The organism is Streptomyces sp. NK08204, assembly GCF_020400585.1.
GTDB lineage: Bacteria > Actinomycetota > Actinomycetes > Streptomycetales > Streptomycetaceae > Streptomyces.
On sequence record NZ_JAINVF010000018.1, the window covers coordinates 117,544 to 134,683 of the forward strand.

General features: G+C 71.0%; 17 protein-coding genes. 9 read left to right on the forward strand and 8 right to left on the reverse strand.

What is annotated here, in order from left to right; genetic code table 11:
• Positions 1–226: 226 nt before the first annotated feature.
• From nhaA to K7G59_RS24620, 4 genes are all read left to right on the forward strand, one after another.
• Positions 227–1,669, forward strand: a complete 1,443-nt coding sequence (gene nhaA, locus K7G59_RS24605; RefSeq protein WP_225837743.1) for a Na+/H+ antiporter NhaA — start codon at positions 227–229, stop codon at positions 1,667–1,669.
• Positions 1,670–1,735: 66 nt separating this feature from the next.
• Positions 1,736–2,233 carry a phage holin family protein gene (locus tag K7G59_RS24610; RefSeq protein WP_225837745.1) on the forward strand — a complete coding sequence of 166 codons (498 nt, stop codon included), beginning with the start codon at positions 1,736–1,738 and terminating at the stop codon, positions 2,231–2,233.
• Positions 2,230–3,165, forward strand: coding sequence for an alpha/beta fold hydrolase (locus K7G59_RS24615; protein WP_225837747.1), 936 nt, complete (start codon positions 2,230–2,232; stop codon positions 3,163–3,165). The genes K7G59_RS24610 and K7G59_RS24615 overlap by 4 nt, the downstream gene beginning before the upstream one ends.
• Before the next feature lie 258 nt (positions 3,166–3,423).
• Entirely contained in the window at positions 3,424–3,603 is a 180-nt protein-coding gene (locus K7G59_RS24620; protein WP_225837749.1) for a hypothetical protein, read from the forward strand.
• A gap of 36 nt (positions 3,604–3,639) precedes the next feature.
• On the opposite strand, the gene K7G59_RS24625 is transcribed toward K7G59_RS24620, so the two are convergent.
• Genes K7G59_RS24625 through nth form a run of 3 tightly spaced genes read right to left on the reverse strand, consistent with a single transcriptional unit; the run spans position 3,640 to position 6,577 of the window.
• The gene (locus K7G59_RS24625; protein WP_225837751.1) at positions 3,640–4,839 is read right to left on the reverse strand and encodes a MarP family serine protease; all 1,200 of its coding nucleotides are present in this window, start codon (positions 4,837–4,839) and stop codon (positions 3,640–3,642) included.
• A gap of 12 nt (positions 4,840–4,851) precedes the next feature.
• Positions 4,852–5,649, reverse strand: coding sequence for a CoA pyrophosphatase (locus K7G59_RS24630; RefSeq protein WP_225837753.1), 798 nt, complete (start codon positions 5,647–5,649; stop codon positions 4,852–4,854).
• Between the two features lie 52 nt (positions 5,650–5,701).
• Positions 5,702–6,577 (reverse strand): endonuclease III, encoded by an 876-nt coding sequence (gene nth, locus K7G59_RS24635; protein ID WP_225837755.1) that lies wholly within the window; start codon positions 6,575–6,577, stop codon positions 5,702–5,704.
• Positions 6,578–6,830: 253 nt separating this feature from the next.
• Here nth and K7G59_RS24640 point away from each other — a divergent pair, with 253 nt between their 5' ends.
• Entirely contained in the window at positions 6,831–7,505 is a 675-nt protein-coding gene (locus tag K7G59_RS24640) for a Crp/Fnr family transcriptional regulator (protein ID WP_014674022.1), read from the forward strand.
• Positions 7,506–7,597: 92 nt separating this feature from the next.
• Positions 7,598–8,422, forward strand: coding sequence for a nucleotidyltransferase domain-containing protein (locus K7G59_RS24645; protein ID WP_225837757.1), 825 nt, complete (start codon positions 7,598–7,600; stop codon positions 8,420–8,422).
• A gap of 237 nt (positions 8,423–8,659) precedes the next feature.
• Here the strand turns inward: K7G59_RS24645 and K7G59_RS24655 are convergent, their stop codons facing one another.
• From K7G59_RS24655 to K7G59_RS24670, 4 genes are all read right to left on the reverse strand, one after another.
• Complete coding sequence (locus K7G59_RS24655; RefSeq protein ID WP_225837759.1) at positions 8,660–9,490, reverse strand: MBL fold metallo-hydrolase; 831 nt, start codon at positions 9,488–9,490, stop codon at positions 8,660–8,662.
• Positions 9,487–10,383: an NUDIX hydrolase gene (locus tag K7G59_RS24660; RefSeq protein ID WP_225837761.1), complete on the reverse strand. Its 897-nt coding sequence runs from the start codon at positions 10,381–10,383 to the stop codon at positions 9,487–9,489. Before K7G59_RS24660 ends, K7G59_RS24655 begins: the two co-directional genes overlap by 4 nt.
• Positions 10,384–10,450: 67 nt before the next feature.
• Positions 10,451–10,915: a RidA family protein gene (locus tag K7G59_RS24665; RefSeq protein WP_225837764.1), complete on the reverse strand. Its 465-nt coding sequence runs from the start codon at positions 10,913–10,915 to the stop codon at positions 10,451–10,453.
• Positions 10,912–11,070, reverse strand: a complete 159-nt coding sequence (locus K7G59_RS24670) for a DUF4177 domain-containing protein (protein ID WP_009189813.1) — start codon at positions 11,068–11,070, stop codon at positions 10,912–10,914. The genes K7G59_RS24665 and K7G59_RS24670 overlap by 4 nt, the downstream gene beginning before the upstream one ends.
• A gap of 147 nt (positions 11,071–11,217) precedes the next feature.
• On the opposite strand from K7G59_RS24670, the gene K7G59_RS24675 reads away from it, so the two are divergent.
• Complete coding sequence (locus K7G59_RS24675; RefSeq protein WP_225837766.1) at positions 11,218–12,195, forward strand: ArsA-related P-loop ATPase; 978 nt, start codon at positions 11,218–11,220, stop codon at positions 12,193–12,195.
• Positions 12,192–13,610, forward strand: a complete 1,419-nt coding sequence (locus K7G59_RS24680) for an ArsA family ATPase (protein ID WP_225837769.1) — start codon at positions 12,192–12,194, stop codon at positions 13,608–13,610. Before K7G59_RS24675 ends, K7G59_RS24680 begins: the two co-directional genes overlap by 4 nt.
• 260 nt (positions 13,611–13,870) lie before the next feature.
• On the opposite strand, the gene wblA is transcribed toward K7G59_RS24680, so the two are convergent.
• Entirely contained in the window at positions 13,871–14,209 is a 339-nt protein-coding gene (wblA, locus tag K7G59_RS24685) for a transcriptional regulator WblA (RefSeq protein WP_225837771.1), read from the reverse strand.
• A 529-nt stretch (positions 14,210–14,738) separates the two neighbouring features.
• Between wblA and K7G59_RS24690 the strand changes: the two genes are divergently transcribed.
• Positions 14,739–17,039 (forward strand): transglycosylase domain-containing protein, encoded by a 2,301-nt coding sequence (locus tag K7G59_RS24690; RefSeq protein WP_225837773.1) that lies wholly within the window; start codon positions 14,739–14,741, stop codon positions 17,037–17,039.
• Positions 17,040–17,140 lie beyond the last annotated feature (101 nt).

Genomic DNA, 17,140 nt, shown 5'->3' on the forward strand with positions numbered 1-17,140 from the left:
GAAGGCCCAGGCGGCACGGCGACAAAGGCCCAGACGCCACGGCACCGAGGGGCACCCGGCGGAGACGCCGGGTGCCCCTTTTGCGCATGATGCACGCATCACCGGATGCGCCACCCGGCAATCTTAGGTAAACTAAGCAAAGTCCCAACGTGAAAAGACCCTCAAGGTGTGCCGGGAAGTCTGGTCGGCAAGAGATCCGCCCTACCCCGACCCGGAGGTCCCCGCCGTGGCCGCGCCCCGCACCCCCGCCCCCAGACGCAGCATCGTCGGACGCCTCTCCCTGCCCGAGCGGGCCTTCGTGGCGGACGCACTGCGCACCGAGACCGTAGGCGGCATCCTGCTGCTCGTCGCCGCCGTCACGGCGCTGATCTGGGCGAACGCCCCGGCCCTGCATCACAGCTACGAGACCGCCAGCCACTTCCGTTTCGGCCCCGGCACCCTCGGCCTGCGCCTTTCCACCGCCCACTGGGCCGCCGACGGACTCCTCGCCGTGTTCTTCTTCGTCGCCGGCATCGAACTGAAGCGTGAGCTGGTCGCCGGTGACCTGCGCAGTCCCAGGGCCGCCGCGCTGCCCGTGGTGGCCGCGCTGTGCGGCATGGCCGTACCGGCCCTCGTCTACACCCTCACCAACCTCACCGGGCACGGCACCACACAGGGCTGGGCGGTGCCCACCGCGACCGACATCGCCTTCGCGCTCGCCGTCCTCGCGGTCATCGGCACCTCGCTGCCCAGCGCCCTGCGCGCCTTCCTGCTGACGCTCGCGGTCGTCGACGACCTGTTCGCGATCCTGATCATCGCGGTGTTCTTCACCGACCGGATCCACTTCGCCGCGCTGGGCGGGGCCGCCGCCGCGTTGGTGATCTTCTGGCTGCTGCTGCGCAAGGGCGTACGCGGCTGGTACGTGTACGTGCCGCTGGCCCTGCTGATCTGGGCGCTCATGTACAACAGTGGCGTGCACGCCACCATCGCAGGCGTCGCGATGGGCCTGATGCTGCGCTGCACCACCCGGCAGGGCGAGGAGCACTCGCCTGGCCAGCACATCGAGCACCTGGTCCGCCCGCTGTCGGCCGGGCTGGCCGTCCCTCTGTTCGCGCTGTTCAGCGCGGGGGTGTCGGTTTCCGGCAGCGCGCTGAAGGACGTGTTCACGAAGCCGGAGACGCTCGGAGTGGTGCTCGGCCTGGTCGTCGGCAAGGCGCTCGGCGTCTTCGGCGGCACATGGCTGACCGCCCGCTTCACCCACGCCGAGCTGAGCGAGGACCTGGAGTGGGCCGACATCTTCGCGGTGGCCGCCCTCTCCGGCATCGGCTTCACCGTCTCGCTGCTCATCGGCGAACTGGCCTTCGCCGGCGACAGCGTCCTGACCGGCGAGGTGAAGGCGGCCGTGCTCACCGGCTCGCTGATCGCGGCCCTGTGCGCGACGGTGCTGCTGAAGATACGCAACGCCAAGTACCGCAGGCTGTGCACGGAGGAGGAGCGCGACGATGACCACGACGGCGTCCCGGACATCTACGAGCAGGACAACCCGGCGTACCACCTGCGCATGGCCGCGATCCACGAACACAAGGCCGCCGAACACCGGCGCATCGCCGCGGAGAAGGCCGCCGCGGCCCGGCACGGGCTTGCGGAAGTGCCGGGCGGGGCAGGCGAGGACAACGACCGTCCGGCATGATCTGACGAGACGGTACAGAACAAGACGGCACACACACGACACGAGAGACCTCTGAGGGAGAACGCGATGAGCGCACCCGACGGCAGCCCGGTCGGCGCCGAACGCAGCATCGGCCAGCTGTTCGCCGCGGCGACGACCGACTTGTCGGCACTGGTGCACGACGAGATCGCGCTGGCCAAGGCCCAGCTCAAGCAGGACGTGAAGCGCGGCGCGATGAGCGGCGGCGCCTTCTCGCTGGCCGGCGCGGTACTGGTCTTCTCCCTGCCGATGCTCAACTTCGCGCTGGCGTACGGCATCCGTACCTGGAGCCACTGGAACCTGGCGATCTGCTTCCTGTTGTCCTTCGCCGCCAACGTGCTCGTCGCCGGCCTCTTGGGGCTCGTCGGCGTGGCGCTCGCGAAGAAGGCCAAGAAGGGCCAGGGTCCGCAGAAGGTGGCCGCGTCGATGAAGGAGACGGCGGGCGTCCTGCAGAACGCCAAGCCGCACCCGCGCCCGGAGCTGCCGGAGCTGCCGGAGGGCAGGACGCCCGAAGCCATCGAGGCTGTGGCACGCTCGTCGTCATGACGGACCCCACCGCCCCCTCGGTCGTACGCATCGACATTCCCGGTGGGCACGAGGTGACGCACCGGGACGTCGCCGCCAACGGCGCCCGCTTCCACATCGCCGAACTCGGCGACGGCCCGCTGGTACTGCTGCTGCACGGCTTCCCGCAGTTCTGGTGGGCGTGGCGGCACCAGCTGGTCGCGCTCGCCGACGCCGGCTACCGGGCGGTGGCGATGGACCTGCGCGGCGTCGGCGGCAGCGACCGCACCCCACGCGGATACGACCCCGCCAACCTCGCCCTGGACGTCACCGGCGTGATCCGCTCCCTCGGTGAGCCGGACGCCGCGCTGGTCGGCCACGACCTCGGCGGCTATCTGGCGTGGACGGCCGCCACGATGCGGCCCAAGCTCGTACGACGACTCGCGGTCGTCTCGATGCCGCACCCCCGGCGCTGGCGTGCCGCGATGCTGCGGGACGCCCGGCAGACCGCCGCCAACTCCTACATCTGGGGCTTCCAGCGGCCGTGGATCCCGGAGCGGCAGCTGAGCGCCGACGGTGGCGCGCTGGTGGGGCGGCTGATCCGGAACTGGTCCGGGCCGCGACCGCCCGAGGACGGGGCGGTGGAGGCGTACCAGCGCGCCATGTGCATCCCGTCCACCGCGCACTGCTCGATCGAGCCGTACCGCTGGTTGGTGCGCTCGCTCGCCCGCCCCGACGGCTTCCAGTTCAATCGCAGGATGAAGCGGCCGGTGCGGGTGCCCACGCTGCATCTGCACGGCTCACTCGACCCGGTCACACGGACGCGCAGCGCGGCCGGCTCGGGCGAGTACGTCGAAGCGCCCTACCGCTGGCGGCTGTTCGACGGCCTGGGCCACTTCCCGCACGAGGAGGACCCGGTGGCGTTCTCCACCGAACTGGTCAACTGGCTCAAGGACCCCGAGCCCGACCGGTGAGACGCCAGCGGCCCGGCTCCGGCTGGGGGTCCGGGGGTCATCCAGGACACACAGCCCGCACGAGGAAGACCCCGTGGCGTTCTCCACCGAACCGGACAACCGGCTCAAGGACCCCGAGCCCGACCGGTGACCGGGTGAGCGCGTGGAGTATCCGGTTCCTGGACACTTGTCCCCCGAACGGCCACATGCCTGCCGCATAGGCCAATTGGGCGGCCCTGGGGCGGTTATCGACCTTGGGCCAGGGGCAGACGTCGGGGTATGGGCTGGACGCACGACTACAGTGACGCACCCCGCAACCGCCGCTCGGCCACGGGCCTGAGCATGCCTCAGCGAGGCACCCCGCAGTTCGCGGAAGGCGACCTGCGGGTGGGGATCTCCCGCATTCTGCGCCGACGGGCGCGATGGGTCTCGGTGCGCCTGCGTCACCCGCGCGGCTGAACCGGCGCCGCCCGTCCTGTCTTCCCGGTAACCCGCTTACAGCGCACAGCTGTCGGTGTCCACGCGCTCGTCGGCCGTACGGCCCTGGTCGATGTCCGGCCGGATCTCGTCCGCCGTCAGGGCGTAGCCGGTCTGGGCGTCGTCGAGGGACTTGGCGAACACCACGCCGTACACCCTGCCGTCGGGCGTGAGCAGCGGGCCACCGGAGTTGCCCTGACGGACGGTCGCGTACAGCGAGTACACGTCGCGGCGGACGGTGCCGTGGCGGTAGATGTCCGGGCCGTTGGCCGTGATGCGCTGGCGCACGCGCGCGGCGCGGACGTCGTACGCGCCGTTCTCCGGGAAGCCCGCGACGATCGCGCCGTCGCCGCCGGCCGCGTCGCGCGAAGCGAACCGGAGGGCACGCGCCTTCAGGTCCGGCACGTCGAGGACGGCGATGTCGCGCTTCCAGTCGTACAGGACGACCCTGGCGTCGTACCTGCGGCCGATGCCGCCCACCTGTACGCGGGGTGCGTCGACACCGCCGACGACGTGCGCGTTGGTCATCACCCGGTGGTCGGCGAAGACGAAGCCGGTGCCTTCCAGGACCTTGCCGCAGCTCTGCGCGGTGCCGGTGACCTTGACGATGGAGCGCTCGGCGCGCTCGGCGACCGGGCTGCCGGCGAGGGCAGGGTCGGGCGGGCGGACATCGGTGATCGGCTCGTTGGAGAAGGGGCTGAAGACCTGCGGGAAGCCGTTCTGCGCGAGGACCGAGGAGAAGTCGGCGAACCAGGTGTCGGCCTGCGCGGGCAGCACCCGGGAGACGCCGAGGAGCACCTTGGAGCCGCGGACCTCCTTGCCGAGCGTGGGCAGCGTCGTGCCCGCGAGGGCGGAGCCGATCAGCCAGGCCACCAGGAGCATCGCGACAACGTTGACCAGGGCGCCGCCGGTGGCGTCCAGGGCGCGGGCAGGGGACCAGGTGATGTAGCGGCGCAGTTTGTTGCCGAGGTGGGTGGTCAGGGCCTGCCCGACGGAGGCGCAGACGATCACGACGACCACGGCGACGACCGCGGCGGTGGTGCCGACCTCCGCATTGCCGGTCACGGCGTCCCAGATGACGGGCAGCGTGTACACCGCGACCAGGCCGCCGCCCAGGAAGCCGATCACCGACAGGATTCCGACGACGAAGCCCTGGCGGTAACCGACGACCGCGAACCACGCAGCCGCGACCAGCAGCAGGATGTCCAGCACGTTCACGGGATCACCCTGTCATGAGCGCCAGTCGATCGGGACCTGCTTCTCCCTGTCCCAGGGGCGCTCCCAGCCCGCGAAGTGCAGCAGGCGGTCGATCACTCCGCCGGTGAAGCCCCACACCAGGGCCGATTCGACCAGGAATGCCGGGCCTCGGTGGCCGCCGGGGGAGACGGTGGTCGCGCGGTTGGCGGGGTCCGTGAGATCCGCCACGGGGACCGTGAAGACACGGGCGGTCTCGTTCGGGTCGACGACGCCCACCGGGCTGGGCTCTCTCCACCAGCCGAGCACGGGGGTGACGACGAAGCCGCTGACCGGGATGTAGAGGGCGGGCAGGACGCCGAAGAGCTGGACGCCGGCCGGGTCGAGTCCGGTCTCCTCCTCCGCCTCGCGCAGGGCGGCCCTGAGCGGCCCGTCGCCCTTCGGGTCGCCGTCCTCGGGGTCGAGGGCGCCGCCGGGGAAGGAGGGCTGACCGGCGTGGGAACGCAGGGAGCCGGCCCGCTCCATGAGCAGCAGTTCGGGCCCGCGCTCGCCTTCGCCGAACAGGATCAGCACCGCCGACAGCCGCCCCGAGCCGTTCTCGGGCGGCAGGAAGCGGCTGAGCTGGAGCGGCTCGACCGTCTCCACCGCGTGCACCACGGGGTCCAGCCAGCCCGGCAGCCCCTCCTTGCTGAGCGTCACCGCGCCGCGGTGCCCGCCGCTCGTACGGGCATGACCTGTGTCCCTCCGGTGAGCCGTGTCCAGCCCGTCCGCCTGGACCCCGTAGCCCCTCTGGTCGGTGTGATGACTCGTATCCGTCTGACTCGTGTGCGTCATGGGCACCCCCGTCCTGCCGTGTCCAACGCCCGAGGGCATCGAGATCGTTCCGTCACGCGGCGCCCAGTGGCGGCGCCGGCCTGCCGCCCGCGTCGAGGTAGGCCTGTGGGGGCTTCAGCCGCTGGCCGGGATAGCCGCCCTTCTCGTACTTGAGGAGCTTCTTCGCCTTCTCCGGGTCCGTCTCCCCCTCGCCGTAGGCCGGACAGAGCGGTGCGATGGGGCAGGCGCCGCAGGCGGGCTTGCGGGCGTGGCAGATGCGGCGGCCGTGCCAGATGACGTGGTGCGACAGGTCGGTCCAGTCGCGCTTGGGGAACAGCGCGCCGACGGCCGCCTCGATCTTGTCCGGGTCCGTCTCGTCGGTCCACTTCCAGCGCCGTACCAGCCGCTGGAAGTGCGTGTCGACGGTGATCCCGGGCCGCCCGAAGGCGTTGCCGAGCACGACGAAGGCGGTCTTGCGGCCGACGCCGGGCAGCTTGACGAGGTCTTCCAGCCTGCCGGGGACCTCACCGCCGAACTCCTCGGTGAGCGCCTTGGAGAGCCCTGTCACGGCCCTGGTCTTGGCCCGGAAGAACCCGCACGGCCGGAGGATCTCCTCGACCTCCTCCGGGTTGGCCGCGGCCAGGTCCTCGGGGGTGGGGTACTTCGCGAAGAGCGCGGGGGTCGTCTGGTTGACGCGCAGGTCGGTGGTCTGGGCCGACAGCACGGTGGCGATCAGCAGCTGGAAGGGGTTCTCGAAGTCCAGTTCGGGGTGGGCGTAGGGATACACCTCGGCGAGCTCGCGGTTGATCCGGCGGGCCCGACGGACCAGGGCGGTGCGGGTCTCGTTGGCAAGCGGCTCGGCACGCGGTACCTTTTGTTCTGATTTGCGGCTTTTATTACTGCTGGTGGAGCCTTGTTCGCCCACAGCGGAATCGCGACGTACGGCCACCCGTCCAGCTCCCTTGGCCTGTGTTCTCACCGGCGATTTGGACACCCGGCCAGCCTAGAGCCCGGCACCGACATCCGCCCCGGACCCGGAATATCAGCCCCCGATCGGACCCCTGCCGCTTACCGCGGGACACCTGTACGGCATCCTTGTGACAGATCACACTGTTTGGACCGTCCGGCAAAATGGGGAACACGGTCCCCTGGTACCAAGGGGAAAGCAAGATCCCCTGAGCAGGTCGACAAGGAGAGAACTCGTGGACGACGTTCTGCGGCGCAACCCGCTCTTCGCGGCTCTCGACGACGAGCAGGCCGCGGAGCTTCGCGCCTCCATGAGTGAGGTGACCCTCGCACGCGGCGACTCCCTCTTCCACGAGGGCGACCCGGGCGACCGGCTCTACGTGGTGACCGAGGGCAAGGTCAAGCTGCACCGCACCTCCCCCGACGGCCGCGAGAACATGCTCGCCGTCGTCGGCCCCGGCGAGCTGATCGGCGAGCTGTCGCTGTTCGACCCGGGCCCGCGTACGGCCACCGCGACCGCGCTGACCGAGGTCAAGCTGCTCGGTCTCGGCCACGGCGACCTCCAGCCCTGGCTGAACGCCCGCCCCGAGGTCGCCGGCGCCCTGCTGCGCGCGGTCGCCCGCCGGCTGCGCAAGACCAACGACGCCATGTCCGACCTGGTCTTCTCCGACGTCCCCGGCCGTGTGGCGCGCGCCCTGCTGGACCTGTCCCGCCGCTTCGGCGTGCAGTCCGAAGAGGGCATCCACGTCGTTCATGACCTCACTCAGGAGGAGCTGGCCCAGCTGGTGGGCGCCTCCCGCGAGACCGTGAACAAGGCCCTGGCCGACTTCGCCCAGCGCGGATGGCTGCGCCTGGAGGCGCGGGCGGTCATCCTGCTGGACGTGGAGCGTCTGGCCAAGCGGTCGCGCTGACGCCTGCCCGGGCCGACGGCCTGGGCTGAAAAGGTGCCGGGGCCGCCGGAAAACGGGCTGCCCCGGCGGGCTCGGACAGGCACAGTGGGCGCATGTCCCGACCCCCTGTTCCGCACGGCCTCGACGACCAGGGCTGCATCGAGCGTGAAGGCTCCCTCGCGCACGTGCCGCCTGTTTTCGCTCCGGTCGTGACGGCGGCGCGCGGCCGGTTGCTGGACGCCTTCGGGCCGCGACTGCACAGCGCGTACCTCTACGGGTCCGTTCCGCGCGGCACCGCGCGCGTGGGCCGCAGCGACCTGGATCTGCTGGTGGCCCTGCGGGAGGAGCCGGGCGAGGCTGACCGGGAGGCCGTCCGTGCCCTCGGCGGGGCGCTGGACAAGGAGTTCGCGCAGATCGACGGCGTCGGCACGCTGCTGTACAGCTGCGACCGCCTGCTGAGCGAGCTGGAGCGGTACGACCTCGGCTGGTTCCTCGCCTGCCTGTGCACCCCGCTGCTCGGGGACGACCTCGCCGCGCACCTGCCCCGCTACCGCCCCGACTCGCTGCTCGCCCGCGAGACCAACGGCGACCTCGCCCGGTGGCTGCCGCGCTGGCGGGAGCGGATCGCGGCGGCCGAGGACACCGAGGAGGCGCGGCGACCGCTGGTGCGCTTCATGTCCCGCCACCTCGTGCGCACCGGGTTCACCCTCGTCATGCCCCGCTGGAAGGGCTGGACGAGCGATCTGCACGAGATGGCCGAGGTCTTCGCCGCGTACTACCCCGAGCGGGCCGGTCAGCTGCGTACGGCCGCGGAGTACGGCTATGAGCCCGTCGGCGACCTGGACATCCTGCGGTCGTACGTCGACGACCTGGGCCCCTGGCTCGCGACGGAGTACGCGCGCGTGCACGGCGTGAAGGCCCCGCGCCCGGGGGACTGACCGGCCCGGACGCATGCGTACCGCCCCGCCGCACGGATCAGCAGACGCCCGCGCGAGCGGCGGCGGGGGCGGCCGCTGCGGCGCGGTCGGCCGCAGCCTCGTCCAGGAACAGACCCGTGTCGAGCAAGCTGTGGTGGAGCCGCCGTCAACGCGGGGTCGGTCCGGCTGGGCGTGCTGACCGCCGTGACGTCCCTGCGCGGCGACCGCCGCACCGGCCAGACCTGCCGGACCAGCCCGCTAGATCAGCCCGTGCTCGCTCAGGTAGTCCAGCTGGGCCCGTACCGACAGCTCCGCCGCCGGCCACAGGGAGCGGTCCACGTCGGCGTACACGTGGGCGACGACGTCGGCCGGGGTGCGGAAGCCGTTCTCGACGGCCGTCTCGATCTGGGCCAGCCGGTGGGCGCGGTGGGCGAGATAGAACTCGACCGCTCCCTGAGCGTCCTCCAGAACCGGTCCGTGGCCCGGCAGGACGGTGTGGACGCCGTCGTCGACCGTCAGGGACCGCAGACGGCGCAGGGAGTCCAGGTAGTCGCCCAGACGGCCGTCCGGGTGCGCCACGACCGTCGTACCGCGGCCGAGGATGGTGTCACCGGTCAGCACCGCACGGTCGGCCGGGAGATGGAAGCACAGCGAGTCCGCGGTGTGCCCGGGGGTCGGTACGACCCTCAGCTCCAGGCCGCCGACCGTGACCACGTCCCCGGCGCCGAGGCCCTCGTCGCCGAGCCGCAGTGCCGGATCGAGGGCACGCACGCGCGTGCCGGTCAGTTCCGCGAAGCGGGCGGCGCCCTCCGCGTGGTCGGGGTGGCCGTGGGTGAGCAGGGTCAGGGCGACGCGCTTGCCGGCCCTCTCGGCGGTGTCGACGACGTTGCGCAGGTGGCCGTCGTCCAGCGGGCCCGGGTCGATCACGACGGCCAGTTCGGAGTCGGGCTCGGCGACTATCCAGGTGTTGGTGCCGTCCAGGGTCATCGCGGAGGCGTTGGGGGCCAGCACGTTGACGGACCGTTCGGTGGCGGGGCCGGAGAGGACCTGGCCCCGGGGCTGGCCGGGCAGGGCCGCGGCGTCGGTCACGCGGGACCACCCCCCGTCGTCGGAGCACCGGTCACCGGAGCGGTCGGGACGTGCTTGGTGAACTCGTCGTGCCCCGGCCAGGACAGCACGATCTCGCCGTCCACGAGGCGGGCCTGTGCGAGCACCGGCGTCATGTCGCGCGCGGGCGCGTCGGCGAGGGCCTCGGCGGCCGTCGGGTACGGCAGCAGCTGGCGCAGGGTGGCGATGGTGGGCGGCATCATCAGCAGCTCGCCCTTGTCGTAACCGGCGGCGGCCTCTTCGGGGCGGATCCACACCGTGCGGTCGGCCTCCGTGGAGACGTTGCGGGTGCGCTGGCCCTCGGGAAGCACGGCGACGAAGAACCAGGTGTCGTAGCGGCGGGACTCGAACTCCGGTGTGATCCAGCGGGTCCAGGCGCCCAGCAGGTCCGAGCGCAGCACCAGGCCCCGGCGGTCCAGGAACTCGGCGAAGGACAGCTCGCGGGCGACGAGGGCGGCACGGTCGGCCTCCCAGTCGTCCCCGGTGGTGTCGCCCACCACCGACTCGGCGTCGGGTCCGGCGAGCAGGACGCCCGCCTCCTCGTAGGTCTCCCGTACGGCCGCGCAGACGATCGCCTGGGCACCGGTCTCGTCGACGCCGAGCCGGTCGGCCCACCACGCGCGCGCGGGGCCCGCCCAGCGGACCCGGCGGTCGTCGTCGCGTGGGTCGACACCGCCTCCGGGATACGCGTACGCGCCTCCGGCGAAGGCCATGGAGGCGCGTCTGCGCAGCATGTGGACGGCAGGACCGGCCGGGGTGTCCTTCAGGAGCAGCACGGTGGCCGCGCGCCTGGGGGACACCGGGGTGAGGGTGCCGTCCGCGAGCGCGCGGATGCGCTCGGGCCACTCCGGGGGGTACCACTGACCGTTCGCCATGGCCGGAGGCTATCCCGTATAGGGCGAATGTTCGAGAGGTCCCCGAGGCCGGTGCGGCGCTGTGGGGCTACTGGGCCAGCTCGACCTGGATCTCGACCTCCACGGGCGCGTCCAGCGGCAGCACCGCGACGCCCACCGCGCTGCGGGCGTGCACGCCCTTGTCGCCGAGGACCTCGCCGAGCAGCTCGCTGGCGCCGTTGACGACACCGGGCTGCCCGGTGAAGTCGGACGCCGAGGCGACGAAGCCGACGACCTTCACCACGCGCGCGATGCGGTCCAGGTCGCCGACGACGGACTTCACGGCGGCCAGCGCGTTCAGCGCGCAGGTACGGGCCAGCTTCTTGGCCTCCTCCGGCGTGACCTCGGCGCCCACCTTTCCGGTGACCGGGAGCTTGCCGTCCACCATCGGCAGCTGGCCGGCGGTGTAGACGTACACGCCGGACTGCACGGCCGGCTGGTACGCGGCCAGCGGCGGTACGACCTCCGGCAGGGTCAGGCCCAGTTCGGCCAGCTTGGTCTCGACCGCGCTCATGCCTGCTTCTCCCGCTTCAGGTAGGCCACGAGCTGCTCGGGGTTCGGCCCGGGCACGACCTGGACGAGCTCCCAGCCGTCCTCGCCCCAGGTGTCCAGAATCTGCTTCGTGGCATGGACGAGCAGCGGCACGGTTGCGTATTCCCACTTGGTCATGGGGCCGACTGTAGCTGCTGTCGTCCTCGCAGCCGCCGCACGGCTGTCCCCCGGCCGTCCCCCGGCAGCCCCGGTCGCCCCCGGTTGCCCGACGGTTGTCCACAGCCTCCAGCATGGCTTTCGGCCGGACTGGTTAGGCTCGAAGGCGTGAGCAGGCTCCAGGTCGTCAGCGGCAAGGGCGGGACCGGAAAGACGACGGTCGCCGCCGCCCTCGCGCTGGCCCTCGCGACCGAGGGGAAGCGGACGCTTCTCGTGGAGGTCGAGGGTCGGCAGGGCATCGCACAACTCTTCGAAACCGACGCACTGCCCTACGAGGAGCGGAAGATCGCGGTCGCTCCCGGGGGCGGCGAGGTGTACGCGCTGGCCATCGATCCCGAACTGGCCCTTCTGGACTATCTCCAGATGTTCTACAAGCTCGGCGGCGCGGGCCGGGCCCTGAAGAAGCTCGGCGCCATCGACTTCGCCACCACCATCGCACCCGGCCTGCGGGACGTGCTCCTCACGGGCAAGGCGTGCGAGGCGGTGCGCCGCAAGGACAGACGCGGGCGGTTCACGTACGACTACGTCGTCATGGACGCCCCGCCGACCGGCCGCGTCACCCGCTTCCTGAACGTCAACGACGAGGTGGCGGGCCTCGCGAAGATCGGCCCGATACACAATCAGGCGCAGGCCGTGATGCGGGTGCTCAAGTCGCCGGAGACGGCGGTGCACATGGTGACGCTGCTGGAGGAGATGCCCGTCCAGGAGACCGCCGACGGCATCGCCGAACTCCGCGCGGCCCGGCTGCCGGTGGGCCGCGTCATCGTCAACATGGTCCGGCCCCAGGTGCTGGACGCGGCCGACCTGGAACTCGTACGGACCGTGGAGCACTCCTCCGTCGCACGGGCTCTGTCGGCGGCCGGTCTGGGCACGGCCCGGCGCGGCGGCCACGCGGAGCGGCTGGTGGACCCGCTGCTGGAGCAGGCCGCGGAGTACGCCGAGCGGCACGCGCTGGAGCAGGAGCAGCGCACGGCCCTCGGCGAGCTGGGGCTGCCGCTGCACGAACTGCCACTGCTCGCCGAGGGCATGGACCTGGCGGGCCTCTACGAACTCGCCACCGAGCTGCGGGAACAGGGGTTGTCATGAGCGCGGACGAGACCATGACGCAGGACACCGCCCGCGCTCACCTGTCCCCCGCGCGCGTGCTCGACGTCGACGCGTTGCTGGACGACCCCGGGACGCGGATCGTGGTGTGCTGCGGCTCGGGCGGCGTCGGCAAGACGACGACGGCGGCGGCTCTGGGGCTCCGGGCGGCCGAGCGGGGCCGCAAGGTGGTCGTGCTCACCATCGACCCGGCCAAGCGGCTCGCCCAGTCGATGGGCATCGACTCCTTGGACAACGTGCCGCGCCGGGTGAAGGGCACCGACGGCGACGGCGAACTGCACGCCATGATGCTCGACATGAAGCGCACCTTCGACGAGGTCGTGGAGGCGCACGCGGACGCCGAGCGGGCGGCGGCGATCCTGGCCAACCCCTTCTACCAGTCGCTCTCGGCGGGCTTCGCGGGCACGCAGGAGTACATGGCGATGGAGAAGCTGGGGCAGCTGCGGGCGAAGGACGAGTGGGACCTGATCGTGGTCGACACTCCGCCGTCCCGCTCGGCGCTGGACTTCCTGGACGCGCCCAAGCGGCTCGGTTCCTTCCTGGACGGCCGCCTCATCCGCCTCCTGACGGCCCCGGCGAAGCTGGGCGGGCGTGCGGGAATGGCGTTCCTCAACGTCGGCATGTCGATGATGACCGGCACGCTGGGCAAACTGCTGGGCGGCCAGCTGTTGAAGGACGTCCAGACGTTCGTGGCCGCGATGGACACCACGTTCGGCGGTTTCCGCACGCGCGCGGACGCCACGTACAAGCTGCTTCAGGCGCCCGGTACGGCGTTCGTGGTGGTGGCGGCCCCGGAGCGGGACGCGCTGCGCGAGGCGGCGTACTTCGTGGAGCGGCTGGCCGCGGAGAACATGCCGCTGGTGGGGCTGGTGCTCAACCGGGTGCACGGCAGCGGCGCGGGCCGGCTGTCGGCCGAGCGGGCGCTCACCGCCGCGGAAAATCTTGAGGACCCTCGCATTGTGGATCAGGGGGGCGGGAAAGCTGGAGTTCGTAACTCTCCCGACGCGTACGGCAGTTCACAACCTGCAGCACCAGGCTCCCCGTCCGGCTCGGCACCCGGCGCCTCATCCGGCTCCGCGGCCGGGGACACGGCCGAGGCCACGGCTCCCGAGGAAGGCTCCCCCGCCGCCACGGAGCGCTCCGTGGACTCTCACACCGTGGACCCTCCCTCCGCGCATGGCCGCTCCGTGGACCAGCTCACCGCGGGCCTGCTCAGGCTGCACGCCGAACGGATGCAGCTGATCTCGCGCGAGCAGCGCACGCGCGACCGCTTCGCCGCCCGCCACCCCGAGGTGGCGGTGGTCGAAGTACCCGCCCTGCCCGGCGACGTGCACGACCTCACGGGCCTGCGCGACATCGGAGCCCGGCTCGCGCCCGGGCGGCCGGAGGTGCCGTAAGCGCGGCCGGAGCCGTCGCAGGCATGGGCGGACCGTGGGGGGGGCGTCGCGCTGCGGCCGGCCGGTCGAGGCTTCCCCAGGTGCAGGCCCGACCGGCACTACCGGTGCCGCACGGCAGCCCGGCGTGCGGACGGCGCTGGAACGTCGTGCCGCATATCCGGACCGGCGCCTGCGAAGCGTGCCTCGAGGCGTGCCTCGAGGCGTGCCTCGAGGCGTGTTCGGGGTGAGCCCTGAGAGGGGTGCCCGGAGAGGGGTGCCCCTCAGCCCACCGCCGCGTAGTCCTGGTACACCTCGTCGTTGTCGAGGGTCACGATCCCGGCGCCCCGCTCGTACTCCGAGCGGGCGGTCTCCAGCAGTCTGCGCCAGGAGGTCACCGTGGGCCGCCTGCGCAGCAGTGCGCGGCGTTCCCGCTCTGTCATGCCTCCCCACACGCCGAACTCGACGCGATTGTCCAGCGCATCGGCCAGGCATTCGGTGCGTACCGGACATCCGGTGCACACCGCCTTGGCCCTGTTCTGCGCTGCTCCTTGAACGAACAGTTCATCCGGATCGGTAGTGCGGCAGGCAGCCTGCGCACTCCAGTCGGTCACCCAGCCCATACCGGCGCCGTCCTCTCCCGAATCGAGGCTCCCCCACGGCGGCAGCGGCATATTCACCGCAGCCAGTTGAGGACGTTACGGAAGGTGGGCACAGCACAACACCCCCTTCGGGCCCAATCTTGAATGGCCCGAACGGACTATGGGTAAGCGGCAGATCACCCAGGGGAGTGAGCTGACGACATGTGCGACTATCCCGGCAATAGCGGGACAGATGTCATGCGTCATATCGGACGCCAGATGACACGCGAGGCGGATTCGGACACGCCCCCTGGAAACCGGGGTACGCCTGGAACGATTCGGGTTCGTCGGACGTATAGAGATGTACAGATACGTGACCTGGATACGTGAACCAGGTGCACGACCTGGATACGTGACCGCACTGCTGTGACAGTTGAGAGCAGCTTAGGCCAAGGCCTGGGCGCGTGTCCGGCGAATGGGAAGCTGGACGGGAAGCGGACCATCTCCCTTTGCCGTGCCGTGATGCGGTTGCTCCTACGGAACGCTCACAAGGACGGATTAGGCTGCCCCCATGCCAAAGAAGCGCTCGGGCGGTGGGCTGTCGCCAACGCAACAGGCCGCCAAGTTCCTCGGTGTCAGTGTGCTCGCGGGAGCTGTGATGGCCGGCATCGCACTGCCCGCGGCCGGAGCGCTGGGCCTTGCGGCCAAGGGTTCGGTCAAGGGCTTCGACGAGATCCCGGCCAACCTCAAGAGTCCCCAGCTCAGCCAGCGCACGACGATACTGGACAGCCGGGGCAACCAGATCGCGACCGTCTACTCCCGCGACCGGACGGTGGTGGAGCTCAAGGACATCTCGCCGTACATGCAGAAGGCGATCGTCGCGATCGAGGACTCGCGGTTCTACAAGCACGGCGCGATCGACCTCAAGGGCGTGCTGCGTGCGCTGAACAAGAACGCACAGGAAGGCGGGGTCGCCGAGGGCGCCTCCACGCTCACCCAGCAGCTGGTGAAGAACTACTTCATCGAGGAGGCGGGTGACGACCCGACGAAGGTCGCCGAGGCCACCCAGCAGACCCTGGGCCGCAAGGTCCGCGAGCTGAAGTACGCGATCCAGATCGAGGAGAAGCTCGGCAAGAAGAAGATCCTGGAGAACTACCTCAACATCACCTTCTTCGGCGAGCAGGCCTACGGCGTCGAGGCCGCCGCCCAGCGCTACTTCTCCAAGTCCGCCAAGGATCTGAACCTCCAGGAAGCGGCCCTGCTGGCCGGCATCGTGCAGTCCCCGAGCCGCTACGACCCGGTCAACGACGAGGCCGAGGCCATCAAGCGGCGCAACACCGTCCTGCAGCGCATGGCCGAGGTCGGCGACATCCCCCAGGCGGAGGCCGACCAGGCCAAGGAGAAGCCGCTCGGTCTGCACGTCAGCCAGCCCAAGAACGGCTGCATCACGGCCACCAAGGGTTCCGCGTTCTTCTGCAAGTACGTCGAGAACGTCTTCCTCACCGACCCGGCCTTCGGCAAGACCCGCGAGGACCGCGCCAAACTCTGGAACCGCGGCGGCCTGACGATCCGTACGACTCTGGACCCGCAGGCCCAGGAGTCGGTACAGGCCTCCCTGAAGCAGCACGTCTACCAGTCCGACCGGGTGGCCGCAGCCGCCACGCTGGTCGAGCCCGGCACCGGCAAGATCCTGGCGATGGGCCAGTCACGGCCGTTCGGCTACGGCAAGAACGAGACCGAGTACAACTACTCGGTCAACCGGGACATGGGCGGCTCCAACTTCGGCTTCCCCACCGGTTCGACGTTCAAGCCGTTCGTGGCCGCCGCCGCGATCGAGGGCGGCAAGCCGGCGACACAGGGGTACTCGTCGCCGTACAAGATGACCTACCCGAGCCCCGTGCAGACCTGCGGCTCCAGGCCCTGGCTCAACGACCGCAACTACACGGTGGAGAACGAGAGCGAGTCGGAGCGCGGCCCGTACCGCATGAAGGAGGCGATGGCCAGGTCCGTCAACACCTACTTCGTGCAGCTCATCTCCGACATCGGCCTGTGCCCGGTGGTGAAGATGACCGACGCGCTGCACGTCGTGCAGGGCAACGGCTCCAAGCTTCCGCAGAACCCCTCCATCGCGCTCGGCGCGATCGGCCTGTCCCCGCTGACCATGGCGAACGCGTACGCCACCTTCGCCGCCCGCGGCATGTACTGCACGCCGATCGCGATCGAGTCGGTCAGCCAGAAGGACGGCAACGAGGAGAAGTCGATCCCCGTGCCCAAGTCGACCTGCTCGCGCGCGATGAGCGAGCGGACCGCCGACACGGTCAACACCCTCCTGCGTGGCGTGGTCGACTCCGGCACCGGCCGGGAGGCGGGCCTGACCGACCGGGAGAGTGCGGGCAAGACGGGTACGACGGACTCCCGCAAGAACGCCTGGTTCGTCGGCTACACGCCCAACCTGGCGGGTGCGGTCTGGGTCGGCGGTCCGACCCAGGACGTGGAGATGACCAACATCACCATCGGCGGCGTCTTCCGCTCCGAGGTCTACGGCGGTCAGGTCCCCGGCCCCATCTGGAAGGACGCGATGACCGGCGCGCTGGCCGGCAAGGCCGCCCCCGGCTTCAATCTGGTCGACATCCCCGACGACGGCGCCAACGGGAAGCACCGGGGAAGAGGCCACGGGATCGACGACGGCCGCAACGGGGACAACCCGGGTGGGACGACGGGCGGACTGATCGGCGGACTGACGGACGGCGGCACCACGGGTGACACGACCGGCGGCGCCTTCCCGACCCCGACGAACTCCCTCCCGGGGGACCTCACCCAGGGCACGTCCAACGGCGGCACGAACGGGAACGGAAGCGGGGGCCGGCGCTGAGTTCCGGCTCCTACCGGCCCGGTACGACGGCGGGGCCGCACCCCTTTGTGGGGGGGGGGGCCCCCCCGCCGTACGAGGATGGAACCGGGGGGGGGGTTGTA

Bases quoted from the DNA above. Each gene is read 5' to 3' on its own strand.
- K7G59_RS24610 (WP_225837745.1), top strand. From the start codon at position 1,736: ATGAGCGCACCCGACGGCAGCCCGGTCGGCGCCGAACGCAGCATCGGC.
- K7G59_RS24615 (WP_225837747.1), top strand. From the start codon at position 2,230: ATGACGGACCCCACCGCCCCCTCGGTCGTACGCATCGACATTCCCGGT.
- K7G59_RS24620 (WP_225837749.1), top strand. From the start codon at position 3,424: ATGGGCTGGACGCACGACTACAGTGACGCACCCCGCAACCGCCGCTCG.
- K7G59_RS24630 (WP_225837753.1), bottom strand. From the start codon at position 5,649: ATGACGCACACGAGTCAGACGGATACGAGTCATCACACCGACCAGAGG.
- K7G59_RS24645 (WP_225837757.1), top strand. From the start codon at position 7,598: ATGTCCCGACCCCCTGTTCCGCACGGCCTCGACGACCAGGGCTGCATC.
- K7G59_RS24660 (WP_225837761.1), bottom strand. From the start codon at position 10,383: ATGGCGAACGGTCAGTGGTACCCCCCGGAGTGGCCCGAGCGCATCCGC.
- K7G59_RS24665 (WP_225837764.1), bottom strand. From the start codon at position 10,915: ATGAGCGCGGTCGAGACCAAGCTGGCCGAACTGGGCCTGACCCTGCCG.
- K7G59_RS24670 (WP_009189813.1), bottom strand. From the start codon at position 11,070: ATGACCAAGTGGGAATACGCAACCGTGCCGCTGCTCGTCCATGCCACG.
- K7G59_RS24680 (WP_225837769.1), top strand. From the start codon at position 12,192: ATGAGCGCGGACGAGACCATGACGCAGGACACCGCCCGCGCTCACCTG.
- wblA (WP_225837771.1), bottom strand. From the start codon at position 14,209: ATGGGCTGGGTGACCGACTGGAGTGCGCAGGCTGCCTGCCGCACTACC.
- K7G59_RS24690 (WP_225837773.1), top strand. From the start codon at position 14,739: ATGCCAAAGAAGCGCTCGGGCGGTGGGCTGTCGCCAACGCAACAGGCC.